This window comes from Micromonospora kangleipakensis (genome assembly GCF_004217615.1).
GTDB lineage: Bacteria > Actinomycetota > Actinomycetes > Mycobacteriales > Micromonosporaceae > Micromonospora > Micromonospora kangleipakensis.
On record NZ_SHLD01000001.1, the window covers coordinates 3,055,391 to 3,067,757 of the forward strand.

General features: G+C 74.8%; 14 protein-coding genes. 4 read left to right on the forward strand and 10 right to left on the reverse strand.

Going from position 1 to position 12,367, the window contains the following annotated elements; genetic code table 11:
* Nucleotides 1-34: 34 nt before the first annotated feature.
* From EV384_RS14690 to EV384_RS14705, 4 genes are all read right to left on the reverse strand, one after another.
* The gene (locus EV384_RS14690; protein WP_130333810.1) at nucleotides 35-997 is read right to left on the reverse strand and encodes a sensor histidine kinase; all 963 of its coding nucleotides are present in this window, start codon (nucleotides 995-997) and stop codon (nucleotides 35-37) included.
* Nucleotides 994-1,821, reverse strand: a complete 828-nt coding sequence (locus EV384_RS14695; protein WP_130333812.1) for an MEDS domain-containing protein — start codon at nucleotides 1,819-1,821, stop codon at nucleotides 994-996. The genes EV384_RS14690 and EV384_RS14695 overlap by 4 nt, the downstream gene beginning before the upstream one ends.
* Nucleotides 1,822-1,947: 126 nt before the next feature.
* The gene (locus EV384_RS14700) at nucleotides 1,948-2,445 is read right to left on the reverse strand and encodes an SRPBCC domain-containing protein (RefSeq protein ID WP_130333814.1); all 498 of its coding nucleotides are present in this window, start codon (nucleotides 2,443-2,445) and stop codon (nucleotides 1,948-1,950) included.
* Nucleotides 2,446-2,544: 99 nt separating this feature from the next.
* On the reverse strand, nucleotides 2,545-3,060 hold the full coding sequence (locus tag EV384_RS14705) for a 2'-5' RNA ligase family protein (RefSeq protein WP_130340560.1): 516 nt from the start codon (nucleotides 3,058-3,060) through the stop codon (nucleotides 2,545-2,547).
* Nucleotides 3,061-3,141: 81 nt separating this feature from the next.
* Here EV384_RS14705 and EV384_RS14710 point away from each other — a divergent pair, with 81 nt between their 5' ends.
* On the forward strand, nucleotides 3,142-3,651 hold the full coding sequence (locus tag EV384_RS14710; protein ID WP_130333816.1) for a mycothiol transferase: 510 nt from the start codon (nucleotides 3,142-3,144) through the stop codon (nucleotides 3,649-3,651).
* Here EV384_RS14710 and EV384_RS14715 read toward each other — a convergent pair.
* Complete coding sequence (locus EV384_RS14715; protein ID WP_242624063.1) at nucleotides 3,635-3,949, reverse strand: hypothetical protein; 315 nt, start codon at nucleotides 3,947-3,949, stop codon at nucleotides 3,635-3,637. The genes EV384_RS14710 and EV384_RS14715 overlap by 17 nt on opposite strands.
* A gap of 229 nt (nucleotides 3,950-4,178) precedes the next feature.
* Between EV384_RS14715 and EV384_RS14720 the strand changes: the two genes are divergently transcribed.
* On the forward strand, nucleotides 4,179-4,556 hold the full coding sequence (locus EV384_RS14720) for an SCP2 sterol-binding domain-containing protein (protein WP_130333818.1): 378 nt from the start codon (nucleotides 4,179-4,181) through the stop codon (nucleotides 4,554-4,556).
* Nucleotides 4,553-6,610, forward strand: a complete 2,058-nt coding sequence (locus tag EV384_RS14725) for an amylo-alpha-1,6-glucosidase (RefSeq protein WP_130333820.1) — start codon at nucleotides 4,553-4,555, stop codon at nucleotides 6,608-6,610. Before EV384_RS14720 ends, EV384_RS14725 begins: the two co-directional genes overlap by 4 nt.
* 40 nt (nucleotides 6,611-6,650) lie before the next feature.
* On the opposite strand, the gene EV384_RS14730 is transcribed toward EV384_RS14725, so the two are convergent.
* From EV384_RS14730 to shbA, 3 genes are read right to left on the reverse strand one after another with little or no spacing between them, the layout of a single operon-like run.
* A complete protein-coding gene (locus tag EV384_RS14730) occupies nucleotides 6,651-7,430 on the reverse strand; it encodes a Pr6Pr family membrane protein (RefSeq protein ID WP_130333822.1) in 780 nt (259 codons plus the stop codon).
* A complete protein-coding gene (locus tag EV384_RS14735; RefSeq protein WP_130333824.1) occupies nucleotides 7,427-8,719 on the reverse strand; it encodes a hypothetical protein in 1,293 nt (430 codons plus the stop codon). Before EV384_RS14735 ends, EV384_RS14730 begins: the two co-directional genes overlap by 4 nt.
* Nucleotides 8,716-9,288: an RNA polymerase sigma factor ShbA gene (gene shbA / locus EV384_RS14740; protein ID WP_130333826.1), complete on the reverse strand. Its 573-nt coding sequence runs from the start codon at nucleotides 9,286-9,288 to the stop codon at nucleotides 8,716-8,718. The genes EV384_RS14735 and shbA overlap by 4 nt, the downstream gene beginning before the upstream one ends.
* A gap of 285 nt (nucleotides 9,289-9,573) precedes the next feature.
* Here shbA and EV384_RS14745 point away from each other — a divergent pair, with 285 nt between their 5' ends.
* Nucleotides 9,574-10,791, forward strand: coding sequence for a S8 family peptidase (locus EV384_RS14745; RefSeq protein ID WP_130333828.1), 1,218 nt, complete (start codon nucleotides 9,574-9,576; stop codon nucleotides 10,789-10,791).
* A 91-nt stretch (nucleotides 10,792-10,882) separates the two neighbouring features.
* Here EV384_RS14745 and EV384_RS14750 read toward each other — a convergent pair whose 3' ends face one another.
* Together EV384_RS14750 and EV384_RS14755 are read right to left on the reverse strand one after the other, a co-directional pair.
* Nucleotides 10,883-11,638 carry a hypothetical protein gene (locus EV384_RS14750; protein ID WP_130333830.1) on the reverse strand — a complete coding sequence of 252 codons (756 nt, stop codon included), beginning with the start codon at nucleotides 11,636-11,638 and terminating at the stop codon, nucleotides 10,883-10,885.
* Between the two features lie 116 nt (nucleotides 11,639-11,754).
* Nucleotides 11,755-12,261, reverse strand: coding sequence for a DinB family protein (locus tag EV384_RS14755; RefSeq protein ID WP_130333832.1), 507 nt, complete (start codon nucleotides 12,259-12,261; stop codon nucleotides 11,755-11,757).
* Between the last annotated feature and the right edge of the window lie 106 nt (nucleotides 12,262-12,367).

A 12,367-nucleotide genomic window follows, 5' to 3' on the forward strand; every position in this document is an offset into this window, starting at 1 on the left:
GCGCCGGACGAGCGGCTGCGCCGGACGGCCCGGATCAGACCGGGAAGTGCGGGTTGCCCGCCGTCAGCCGGACCGTGAAGCCGTCCGGACCGCGGTGCAGCACCACGTGGTTGCGGGACTGGTGGGAGATCCACAGGCCCAGCCCACCGGCCGAGCCGGTGGTCGCCGGGAGGAGGCCGGCGAACGGGTCCTTCGGCCCGTCGCCGCCGTCGCTCACCGTGGCCACGATGCGGTCGGCGCCGCTCCACAGCCGCAGTCGGGCCGGCGGGAGACCGTGCCGCAGCGCGTTGGTCACCATCTCGCTGACCGCCACCACCAGGTCCTCGACGTCGTCGGCGGGGAGCTGCCCCCGGTCGGTGGCGTGGACGGCGGCGCGGGCCTCCGCGGGCGTCGGGTCGGTCAGCTCGACCACCGGCGCCGTCCGCTGGAGCGGGTCCGGCAGCATCGGCCGCGACTCGGTCAGGTAGCTGGTCGGCTCGGTGTAGACGCCGGTCGGGACGTGACTGCCGTCCGGCCGGGCGACCCGGGGGTGGGTACGCTCCACGTCCGCCAGCACCCGGGCCGGGGCGATCCGGGTGTCGTACGCGCACATGCTCCAGAGCGGGAAGTCGTCGTAGGCGTGGTTGATGGCCGACTCGTACCGGGCCCACCAGTCCCACGTCGAGCCGAGCGCGCTGGGGGGCAGCTCACCAACGATGCGGATCTGCTGGGCGCCGTCGGCCAGGTACGAGGCGAGCAGGTTGCGGTAGGAGCGGATCGCGGCGGTCGGCCGGGCGTAGAGGTCGCCGCCGGGCAGGAACGTCACGCCCGAACCGGCGGGCAGGGCCCGCCGGACCAGCTCGGCGTGGCGCCCGCCGAAGCCCACCACGGCCGGCTCGCCGGCCTCGACGCCGCCCAGCAGGAAGGGCAGCACCACGGCGAGCAGGTGCTCGTCGGAGTCGAACAGGACGGCCTCGTGGTAGTAGCCCACGTGGCCGGCGGCGGCACCCGTCCTCATCGCGTGACCTCGACCCGCACGTGGGGGAGCTCCAGCAGTTCGGCCAGCCGGGCCGCGGCCGACCGGGTGGTGCGCAGGACGGCGATGGCGCCGCGCCGCCGGGCGTGCTCGCCCAGGTGGATCAGGCAGCGGTGGTCGATGAACTGGAGGCCGGCCCCGTCGACCACCAGCCGGCCGTCGACCGGGTGCGGGTCGACGCGGTCCAGCGCGGTGGCGAAGAGCCGGGGGTTGGACGGGTCCAGCTCGCCGACGAGGGCGAAGGCGGCCTCGCCCGGGTCGGCGGCGTGCAGGCGGAACAGCACGTCGGCGTTGGTCTCGGGGTGCAGGCAGGCCAGCTCGGCGATGGCCGGCTCGCCCAGCTCGCGCCGGTCGTAGGCGCAGACGGCCGACATCGGATGAGCGCGCATGTAGCGGTCGATGAGGTGCTCGTACCGGGTGAACGCGTCCCGCTGGGCGGGAGTGCGGACCAGTGAGGTCGCGTCGGCCACCACCCGGAACCCGGTGTAGCCGTCGGCCAGCGCATCCGCCGTGGCGGCCGCGTAGTGCCGCACCTGGGTCTCCGGGTCGATGACCTCGTCGACGCGGTAGGCGTCGTCGACGTGCACGATCCGGGCGGCCCCGCTGCGCAGCGCGTCAGCGAGGCCGGGGTGGCCGTCCAGGCGGCGGGTCAGCGAGTCGGGCGTGCTCGGCGCGGCGAGCCAGACCCGCTCGCCGGCCGCGAGACCGGCGGCGAGGAAAGCCATGGCGCGGGAGTCGAGCACCGCCGGGTCGTCGTAGGCCCAGCAGACGTGACCGTACGCCGGGGGCGCGGCGTCGCCGGTCAAGCGGGGGTCCTCATGGCGCCAGTCTAGGCGGCCCTGCTGGAAGGGCCATTCGTGCGGTGGGCCGCGGCCCGGTCCCGCCCGGCGGGCTCCGGTCCGGCCGGGGTGGCCGGGCCGGAGCCCCCGGGGTCAGACCGTGGCGGCGTACTGCCGCAGCAGGCCCGGCCAGCCGCCGTCGCCGGCCACGGCGTCGCGGACCCGCTCCCAGCCCGGGCCGTGCGCCTCCAGCCGGTCGTGCACCAGGTCGACCCGGGTGCCCCCGTCGACGGGGGTGAAGGTGACGGTGACCCGGCTGCCGGCCGCGTCCGCGGCGGGCGGCTGCCAGTCGGGGCCGAGCAGCCAGGTGAAGGCGAAGGTGCGGGGCGGGTCCCAGGTGAGGACCCGGCCCCACGTGCAGACCTCGCCGGAGTCGTTCTCCTCCCACAGGTGACGTGGTCCCGGAGCGCCTGCGCCCGGCCGCCGCCGGTGAGGTCGGTGGTGAGTCCGGCTCAGCCCGTTCTCGGGGACGAGCAGCCGGATCCCCGGGTACGCGGCGCGGACCTTGCCGAACGCCAGGCCGAACATCCGGAACGCCGTCCAGTACGTCGAGGTGTCCCGCGAACAGCAGTCCACCCCGTAGTGCGTCATTCCCGGGTAGTGGCCCGGTACGTCGCAAGCAGCCGGCGTGTCCGACCTTCGTCCTCGACTTCGAATCGCGGTGATGCACGCGGCGGGGGCGGGCGACGCTCAGGGCAGCGGGTGGGAGATGCCCCGGGCGTGGTCGGTGATCGCCGCGCCGACCACCGTGGCGGTCAGCGGCAGCACCTCCAGGCAGCGGCGCACCGCCGCGGCCATCAGCACGTTCGGCACCCGCATGGAGAGCGTGCAGTGCGGCACCCAGCGACCCGGCTGGTAGTGCTCGACCAGCGTGATGCCGGCGCGGGCCAGCCGGTGGTGCACCTGGGCGTGGTGGGCGAGCAGCTCGGCGGTGGGCGTCGGCCCGAGCCAGAGCACCCGGCCGACGAACTGGCCGGCGTGCTGGAACTCCAGCCGCAGCGGCGCGGCCACCACCATCCCGGCGAGGGCGTCGGCGACCTGGTCGGGGTCGAAGCGGGCGGCGACGGCGAGCGAGACGTGCGGGCGGTGCCGCTGCTCCAGCAGCGACCGCATGCTCTGCACGCCCTCGGACTCCAACGCGTCCCAGAGCACCCGGATCCGCCGGGTGGCGTCGGTGTCGAGATACAGCTCCAGCGCCGCGACCACGTCGCTCACCCTAGAGGTGAGGTTTGCCCGGCCCGGTGGGCGGTACTGCCCAGGTGGCACCGAGGTGGAGGAGCGTGGACCGTGGACGTGAACGACCTGCTGGCCGAGGCGTACGGTCGGCTGCCCGACCTGGTCGACTCGGCGGTCGAGGGGCTCGGTCCCGAACAGCTGCGGCAGCCTCCCGCGCCGGGGGCCACCACGGTGGGCTGGCTGGTCTGGCACCTGACCCGGATGCAGGACAGCGGCGTCGCCGACCTGCTCGGTGCGGAGCAGGTCTGGGTCTCCGGGGACTGGGCGGGCCGGTTCGGGTTGACCGCCGACCCGGGCGACACCGGCTTCGGGTACACGGCGGAGCAGGTCCTCGCCGTCCGCCCGGAGAGCGGGCGGGCGCTCGTCGACTACCACCGGGCGGTGGCCGAGCGGACCGGGGCGTACCTGCGCGGGCTGCGGCCGGCGGACCTGGACCGGGTGGTGGACGAGAACTGGGACCCGCCGGTGACCGTCGGCGTCCGGCTGGTCAGCCTGCTGGAGGACGACCTCCAGCACGCGGGTCAGGCCGGCTACGTGCGGGGGCTCATCGAGCGGGGTTGACCGCCGCCCGGGCGCGGTCCAGCGCGGCGTGGGCGAGCAGGTGGAACGCCTGCGCCTCGGGGGAGGTGCCGGGCCCGGCGAACTCCGGCGCCCCGCTCACCCCGGTCACCCGGCCGTACCGGTCGACCCGCCGGTCCGCCGCGGCCAGCAGGTCTGCCCCGACGTCCAGCCAGGACGGCGCGAGCCAGCCGTCGGCGATCAGCACGGCCAACTCGTCGAGGCCGAGGTCCAGCAGCGCCGGCCCGGCCACCCCCTGCTCCCACGACTGGCGCTGCATGGCGAGCAGCGCGGTCAGCACCCGGTCGGTGGTCGCCCGTCGGTCATCGCATCCCTCGCACTACCTCCGGCCTGACGATTCCACCACCCCGGCCGAAACGCGAGCGGTGGCCGTGGCCGGTCCCACCGAGCTGGTCGGGGAGCTGCCCGACCGGCGAGGCCGGACGGTCCGGCTCACCCGGATCGGGTGAGTTGGACTCACCCCACCGCCGGGGACTCTGCGGGGACGACCGGGGACGGGAGGGGACCGGATGGGCGTCTCGGCGGTTGAGCACCTGGAACGGCGGGTCGCGGGCCGGCATCCCGAGCTGCCGGAGAACACCGCCGGCACGCTCCGCCTCGACCTGCGCGACGGCGGGCACACCGAGCACTGGTACCTGACCATCGACCACCAGAACGTCGAGGTGGCCCGTTCCCCCGACGAGGCCGAGCTGATCGTCCGCGCCGACCGCGAGGTCTTCGACCGGCTGGCGGCCGGCCAGCTCCACGTGGTGGCGGGGCTGCTGCGCAACGACCTCACCGCGCAGGGAAACCTCCGGTTGCTGTTGACGCTGCGCCGGCTCTTCCCGGGCCCGCCGGGCGCCCGGCACCCGCGCGACGCGGCCTGCGGGCGGGGTGGCACGGCATGAAACAGGAGCTGGTGCACGTCATCGCCGGCAACTCGTTTGCGCTGAGCGACGCGCAGGGCGACATGGAGGTGGACCCACACGCACCGATCGGGCTCTTCTCCTTCGACACCCGGTTCCTGTCCCGCTGGGTGCTCACCCTCGACGGACAGCGGCTGCACGCCCTCTCCCGCGACGACATGGCCTACTTCGAGACCCGGTTCGTGCTGGTGCCCGGCGCCGCCAGCCACTACGTCGACGCCGACGTGTCGGTGATCCGGCACCGGTCCATCAACGACGGCTTCAACGAGCGGATCACCGTGCTCAACCACGCCGCCGAGCCCGCCGAGTTCGTCCTGCGGATGGAGGTCGCCAGCGACTTCGCCGACACCGCCGAGATCCGCAACCCGGCGCCCCGCCGGGTCATGACCGAGGTCGACTCCGACCGGGGCGAGCTACGGCTGTGCTACCAACGGGAGCGGTTCACCCGGGAGACCGTCGTCTCCAGCACCACGTCCGGAAGCGTCGACCAGGGCGGGATGACGTTCCGGATCCGGGTCGCGGCCGACGGCGAGTGGAGCACCGACCTGCACGTCGACACGGTGATCCACGGCGCCGGCGGTCGGGACCTGCGGGCCAGCCTGCAGTCCCAGCGGCGCGCCGTGCGTCCGGACAGGCGGGAGGACCTGGCGCGCTGGCTCGACCGGGCGCCACAGCTCGTCGCCGAACGCGATTCGGTGGCGTCGGCGTACGAGTGCGCGCTGGGCGACCTGGCCGTGCTGCGCTACACGCCGCTGGCGTACGCCGAGCGGGTGCCGGTGGGCGGACTGCCCTGGGCGATGGCGCTCTACGGCCGGGACGCCATGATCACCTGCCTGGAGACGCTGCCGTTCACCCCGGAACTGACCCCGGCCACGCTCCGGCTGCTCGCCCTGGCCCAGGGCGGCCAGCTCGACGACCAGCACGACGAGGAGCCGGGCAAGATCCTGGTCGAGCTGCGCTACGGGGAGGCGGCCGCCTTCGGCGACCAGCCCACCGGGCCCTACTACGGCGCCGCGGACACCACCCCCCTCTTCGTCATTCTGCTCGACGAGTACGAGCGGTGGACCGGGGATGCCGCGCTGGTCCGGCAACTGCGCCACCCGGCCCGGATGGCGTTGGACTGGATCGACGACTACGGCGATGCGTGCGGCGACGGCTACCTGCGCTACCAGCGCCGCAACACCCGCAACGGGCTGGTCAACCAGGGCTGGCGGAACTCGCCCGACGCGATCGTGGACCGGCACGGGCGGCAGCCCGCCTTCCCCCGGGCCACCTGCGAACTGCAGGGGTACGCGTACGACGCGAAGATCCGGGGGGCCCGGCTCGCCCGGGAGGTCTGGGACGACCCGGCGTACGCCGACCGGCTGGAGGCCGACGCCGCGCGGCTGCGGCAGCGGTTCAACCGGGACTTCTGGCTGCCGGATCGGGAGTACTACGCGCTGGCGCTGGAGCCGGACGGCAGCCCGGTCGACGCGCTCACCTCGAACCTCGGCCACCTGCTCTGGAGCGGGATCGTGGAGCCGGAACGCGCCGGAGCGCTGGCCGCCCACCTGTCCGGGCCGGAACTCTTCAGCGGCTGGGGCGTGCGGACGTACGCCGACGGGCAGCGTCCGTACAACCCGGTCGGCGCGCACCTCGGCGCGGTGTGGCCGGCGGACAACGCGCTGATCGCGACGGGCCTGCGCCGCTACGGGTACGACGCCGAGGCGGCCCGGATCGCGGCCGGCATCTTCGCGGTGGCGGAGACGCTCGGCGGTTCGCTGCCCGAGGTGGTCGCCGGGTATCCCCGCCAGGTCACGAAGTACCCGGTCCAGCTCCCGACCGCCGGTCGGCCGCAGTCGTGGTCGTCGGGGGCGCTGCTGATGCTGCTGGGCACCATCCTCGGGCTGCGTCCGTGCGGGGACAACCTGCTGGTCAACCCGGCGATGCCGGCAGGGTTCGGCCAGCTTGAGCTGCTCGACGTGCCGGGCCGCTGGGGGCGCGCCGACGCCTACGGGCGGGACCGTGCGCCCGGCCGCCGACCCCGGATGCGCTGAGCCGTCGGTCAGCCCTCGACGGCGAGCACGAGAACGGCGGTCACCGCTGCCCGGCGGCCGTCTCCTCGGACTCCGACCGGGCGGTGGGCGCGGCGGCCGGGCCGGGCGCGGCGGCCAGGTCGGGGGCGGCGGCCGGGCCGGGCGCGGCGGCCACCGGCGCCGGTTCGTCGGCGACGGCCGCCGGGCGGTTCGCGCCGCGCCGGGCCAGCCCCCGGTCGACGCCGACGAAGACCAGACCGAGCAGCCAGAACGCGACCGCGAAGAAGAGCGAGCTGAGCCCGACACCGGGGTAGCCGAGCTGTCCGGCGTCGATGAACGGGTACGGGTAGCGGTGCACGATCAGCCCGCGCACCAGGGCGAACCCGAGGTACGCCAGCGGGAAGGCGAGCCACCAGGCCGCGTACCGCGGGCGTAGCCGGCCGCGCCGGTCGAACAGCGTCCAGTCCGCGACCGCGAGCAGCGGCACGATGGTGTGCAGAAACTGGTTGCCCAGCGCCTCACCGAGCGCGCGGTCCGGCTGGACCATCGCGAACGGGCTGGCCGGGTTGGCCAGCACCAGGTGGTAGACCACGCCGGTGATGGTGATGTAGAGGGTCACCGCGCCCTTGAGCGCCGTGGGCGGTTCGGGGCGGTCCTGCCAGGCCCGCCAGGCGGCGTAGCCGGCGAAGAGCCCGACCGCCACGTTGCTCTGGATGGTGAAGTACGGCAGCAGGCCGGCCACCGTGGCCGGGCCGAGCGCGGTGAGCACGATCCCGGCCAGCACACTGATCACGATCGTCAGGCGGAAGCTGACCGCCAACCGTCGACGCCGCACGCTCATCGGGGCAAGCTATCAGCCGCTGCGCCGGCATCGGCGCTGCCGGTCCCGGCCTTCGGGGGCGCGGTTCCGCCGGTCCCGGTACCGGCGTGCCGGGTCCCCGTCGTGGCCGGAGCGGCCGTCGTACGGTTCCCCGTTCCGGTCCCGGCCGAGGCTCGGCCGGCGGTCGGGTGGCCTGACGGCGGCGGCCCGGACGGCGCCGGTGGCGTGCTCGACCGGCGGGAACGGTCGGTACCGCCCGTTGCCGTCGAAGGAGTTCGCTCCGACGCGGCCGGTGGGCGCCGCCGCGGGGTCGCCGGGGGCTTCCGCTCCGGCGCGGCACCTCCGCTCGCCGGCGTCGTCGCGCCCGGCGCCGCCCCGGGTGTGGCCGGAGCGGGCCGGGACGGGCGGTCGGGCCGCGTCGGCAGGGCCGGCTGCGTCCGCTCTGCCGAGGGCTCGGTGGCGGACGGGATCATCACGATGGGCGGTGCGCCGGTGTCGCCGCCCGCGTCGTCCGGCCCGGTCGTCGCCGGGCTCGACGGGGCGCCGGGCGGTGTCGCCGACGCGGAGGGTGTCGGGGCGTTCGGTGACGGCGTCGGGGAGTCGGCCGCGGGCAGTCGTCGCCGCAGGTCGTCAATGTCGACCCGGAGCCGGGCCCGGTGCTCGTCGTCGCCGAGTGCGGCGAGCAGCGCCGCCGCCCGCTCCAGGTGGGCGCGGGCGTCCGCGTACCGGCCGGCGGTCAGGTCGCGTCGGGCCTGGTCCAGCATCCTCCCGATCTCCTGCTCGGTGCGCAGCGACTCGGCCCGCTCGGTCCAGATCTGTTCGGTGATCGGCCAGAGCAGGCCGCCCGGTTCCGCCCTGGCCGAGCCGAGCCAGAGACCGCCGGTCACCGTCAGCAGGGCCAGCGCCGATCCGGCGAAGACCCGCCCGTGCCGTCGCGGCGCCCGCCCGGGGCGCGGTCGTTCCCGCCCCGCCGCCGGCACCACGCCGGTGGCGGGTGGCAGGGCAGGCGTACGGCCCCGCCGACCGCGCGTCGGGTCGGGTCGCGCGCCCGCCGTCGTCGCGTCGTCGCGCCTCCCTCCAGCCGCCCTGGCGGTCTCCCGGCTCGCCGGCAGCTGGTCCGGTCCGGCGACGGGTTCCGGCGCGGCGGCGTCGAGCGCTGCGGCCCGGGCCTCCAGTTCGGCGTGCCAGCCGGTCAGCAGGGCGGCCACCGGGTCGTCGGCGGACGGTGGCTCGCCGCGACGGATCGCGTCGAGCAGTTCGTCGTCCCGCCGCACCGGGTCGTCGGGTGGGGGAGGAAGGTCGGCGGTCACCGGATCACCGCAGTCAGGGTGTCCCCGGCGACGGCGCGCAGTCGGGTGAGCGCGCGGTACTGCGCCAGCCGTACGGCACCACCGGTCATGCCGAGCACCGTACCGACCTCGTCCGCGGTCATGCCGACCGCCAGCCGGAGCACCAGGATCTCCCGGTGGGTGGCCGGCAGGTGGGCCAGCAGCTCGCCGAGGCGGGCGCCCAGGTCGGCGGTGAGGGCCCGAGGCTCCGGCCCGGGCGTGGGGTCGGCGGTGTCCGGCACGTCGGCGACGCTGTCCGTCCGGTCCCGGCTCGCCGCGCGGCAGGCGTCGGCGACCTTGCGGGCGGCGATGCCGTAGACGAAGGCGAGGAAGGGCCGACCCTGGTCGGTGAAGCGGGGCAGCGCGCGGAGCACCGCGACGCAGACCTCCTGGGCGACGTCCTCCGCGGTCGCGCCCCCGGCGCCGACATGGCCCAACCGGGCCAGGCTGTAGCGCACGACGATCGGCCTGATCTGCGCCAGCACCCGGGACACCGCCCCGGTATCGCCCGTGACGGCCCGACGCACGAGGTCGGGGTCCGGTGTGTCCATCGAGGTCAACGAGGCCCTTCCGCTGTGGATGGATCGACGGTATCCGCCGTCCGCCGTACCGCCAAGGGGGTGAAACACCGCGACGCCCGGCGGCGATAACCCGGCAGGAGGGCGGTCGCCCGACGACCTGGCGTCATCGACGTCGGGTCAGTCGGTATGCGGCTTTTCCTACTAATTTATATATTTCCAATAACGAATGGCTGCATCCCCTGGTCCGGACAGCGCCGGCTGCGACAACCTCGGCATGGGCCAACCCGCCCCTACCGCACGTGGAGAGGAACCCCCATGCGCAAGACACTGGGCGTCGCGATGCTCACCGGCATCGTCGTCGCCGCCGCCTCGGCCACCGGCGCCACCGCCGCGCCGCGCGCCGAGGCGCAGAGCGGCTACATCGTCGTCCTCCGCGCCGACGCCAACTCGTCGTCGGTCGCCGCCGAGCAGGCCAGGGCCAACGGCGCCAGCGTCGGCCATATCTACCAGTACGCCCTGCGCGGCTACTCGGCCCAGATGAGCGCGACGGCCGCCGCCCGCATCGCCCGGGACTCGCGGGTGCTCTTCGTCCAGCCCGACGGGGTGGTGACGGCGGACGCCCAGACCACGCCGACCGGCATCAACCGGGCCGACGCGGAGCTGAGCCCGACCGCGAAGATCAACGGCGCGGACGAGCGGGTCAACGTGGACGTGGCGGTCATCGACACCGGCATCGACCTCACCCACCCGGACCTCAACGTCTACACCGTGGGGGCCAAGAACTGCTCCACCGGCACCAGCGCGAACGACGGCAACGGCCACGGCTCGCACGTCTCCGGCACGATCGGCGCGCTGGACAACGGCGTCGGCGTGGTCGGCATGGCCCCCGGTGCCCGGCTCTGGCCGGTCCGGGTGCTCAACAACGCGGGCAGCGGCACGTTCTCGGCCATCATCTGCGGCATCGACTACGTGACCGCGCACGCGAGCGAGATCGAGGTCGCCAACATGAGCCTCGGCGGCTCCGGCACCGACAGCGCCTGCGGCAGCAACAAGGACGCCATGCACGAGGCGATCTGCAACTCCGTCGCGGCCGGCGTGACGTACGTCGTCGCCGCCGGCAACGAGACCGACAACGCCGCCAACCACGTGCCGGCCGCGTACGACGAGGTCATCACGGTCAGCGCGCTCGCCGACTTCAACGGCCTGCCCGGCGGCGGCGCGGCGGCCACCTGCCGCAGCGACGTGGACGACACCATCGCCGACTTCTCCAACTACGGCGCCGACGTCGACCTGATGGCCCCGGGTGTCTGCATCTACTCCACCTGGAAGGGCGGCGCCTACAACACCATCTCCGGCACCTCGATGGCCAGCCCGCACGTCGCCGGTGGCGCTGCCCTCTACAAGGCCACCCACCCGACGGCCACCCCGAGCGCCGTCAAGTCGGCCCTCCAGTCGGCCGGTACGACCAACTACAGCTCGGCCGGCGACCCGGACGGGATCCAGGAGAAGCTGCTGAACGTCGCCACGTTCTGATCCTCGACCGCGCCGGCGCGACCGTGCCGGCAGGCCGGGCCGCACCATCCGGGTCGGCCGTCCGCACGACGGGCGGCCGACCCGCCTCGGCTCAGTGCGAGGTCGGGCCAGTGGGCCGCCCGGCCGGGTCCTCAGGGGTGTCCGGCGTGGACGGTGCGTGGTCCGGGCGGCCGGTGACCCGGCCGGTCGGTTCGCCGCCGGGCCTGCCACCGGGGCCGGTCGTCCGGCCGCCCTGGTTGTTTCCAGGGTCGAGCACCCCGTCGCAGTACCCGGGCACCTTCTCCCGGCCGCCCGCGGCCGAGACCAGTTCCGCGAAGCGTGGGCTCTCCAGCGCCCGGTACCGGTTGCCGTTCGCCTCCGCCTGGTAGGCGGTGCAGAGCCCGACCAGGGCGGGTGAGCCGGTCGGCCGGGCGGACGCGCCGACGTCCGGGGTGGGGGAGACCCCCGGGCCGCTGGTCGGCGTGGGATGCCCACCGGCGCTCGCGCTCGGTGCCGTCGTGCTGTCGTCGGCGCCGCCCAGGGAGCCTGGCAGGTTGCCGGTGGCCGCCGCCAGCGCCACGCCGCCGGTGGCGGCGGCGGCCAACAGGGCAGCGAGGGCGACCTTCGCGTTGAGCAGTCCGGCGAGGATCCGCCGCTCGGGGCGGGCGGCCGGCGCCGGAACGGCACCGGCCCGGGCCGTTCGGAACGCCTCCATGGCGGCCCGCTCGCCGGTCAGTTCGTGCGGGCGCGGGGCGGCCCGGACGGCGGTGAGGAGTCGGACGAGCGCCTCCGGACCGTTCTGCGGGTCGGCGACGGGACCGACGAGCAGTCGCTCGACGGTCTCCTGGTCCATGCGGTGTGCGTTCATCTCGTGTCCCTCAGCGCCGCCGCTCCACGCGACGTCACATCGGAACCCTGCGTACGCCCCTGATCGCGCAGGTGAAATGGATCACCTGGGCCCCGGAACGGGCGGTTGGCCCCGGCTCAGCCCATGGTCTTCGCCCCGTCGATCGACTCGCGGAGGATGTCCGCGTGCCCGGCGTGCTGGGCGGTCTCCGCGATCAGGTGCAGCAGCACCCGCCGCACCGACCAGCTCGCGCCCGGCTCGAACCAGGGCGCCGTCGGCAGCGGGTGCGCGGTGTCCAGGTCGAGCGTGGCGAGCAGCTCGTCCGTCGCGCGGGCCACCCGGTCGAACTCATCGAGCAGGCCGGCGAGCGTCTCGCCCTCCTGCATCCGGAACTGGCCCGCCCAGTCGACCGGCTGGCTCTGCATGGCCTCGGCGCCGCCGGCGGCGAACCGCATCCAGCGCTCCTCGACGACCGCGACGTGTTTGATCAGGCCGCCGAGGCAGAGCTCGCTGACCGTGCTGCGTCGCGCCGCCTGCTCGTCGGTCAGCCCGTCGACGGTCTGCCGGAGAAAGCCGCGGTGCCGACGTAGCGTGGCGAGCAGATCCGCCCGCTCACCGGTGACGACCTGGTCGGAGATGCTCATGGTGCCTGCCCTTCTGTGACGACTGCGACCACGATAGGACCGGCCACCGACAGTCCCGGTCCGTTCCACAGCGGACGCGCCCGGCCGTCCCCAGCGGTTGCCGATC

Bases quoted from the DNA above. Each gene is read 5' to 3' on its own strand.
- EV384_RS14690 (WP_130333810.1), bottom strand. From the start codon at position 997: ATGAGGACGGGTGCCGCCGCCGGCCACGTGGGCTACTACCACGAGGCC.
- EV384_RS14700 (WP_130333814.1), bottom strand. From the start codon at position 2,445: ATGACGCACTACGGGGTGGACTGCTGTTCGCGGGACACCTCGACGTAC.
- EV384_RS14720 (WP_130333818.1), top strand. From the start codon at position 4,179: ATGGGCGTCTCGGCGGTTGAGCACCTGGAACGGCGGGTCGCGGGCCGG.
- EV384_RS14725 (WP_130333820.1), top strand. From the start codon at position 4,553: ATGAAACAGGAGCTGGTGCACGTCATCGCCGGCAACTCGTTTGCGCTG.
- EV384_RS14730 (WP_130333822.1), bottom strand. From the start codon at position 7,430: ATGAGCGTGCGGCGTCGACGGTTGGCGGTCAGCTTCCGCCTGACGATC.
- shbA (WP_130333826.1), bottom strand. From the start codon at position 9,288: ATGGACACACCGGACCCCGACCTCGTGCGTCGGGCCGTCACGGGCGAT.
- EV384_RS14745 (WP_130333828.1), top strand. From the start codon at position 9,574: ATGCGCAAGACACTGGGCGTCGCGATGCTCACCGGCATCGTCGTCGCC.
- EV384_RS14750 (WP_130333830.1), bottom strand. From the start codon at position 11,638: ATGAACGCACACCGCATGGACCAGGAGACCGTCGAGCGACTGCTCGTC.
- EV384_RS14755 (WP_130333832.1), bottom strand. From the start codon at position 12,261: ATGAGCATCTCCGACCAGGTCGTCACCGGTGAGCGGGCGGATCTGCTC.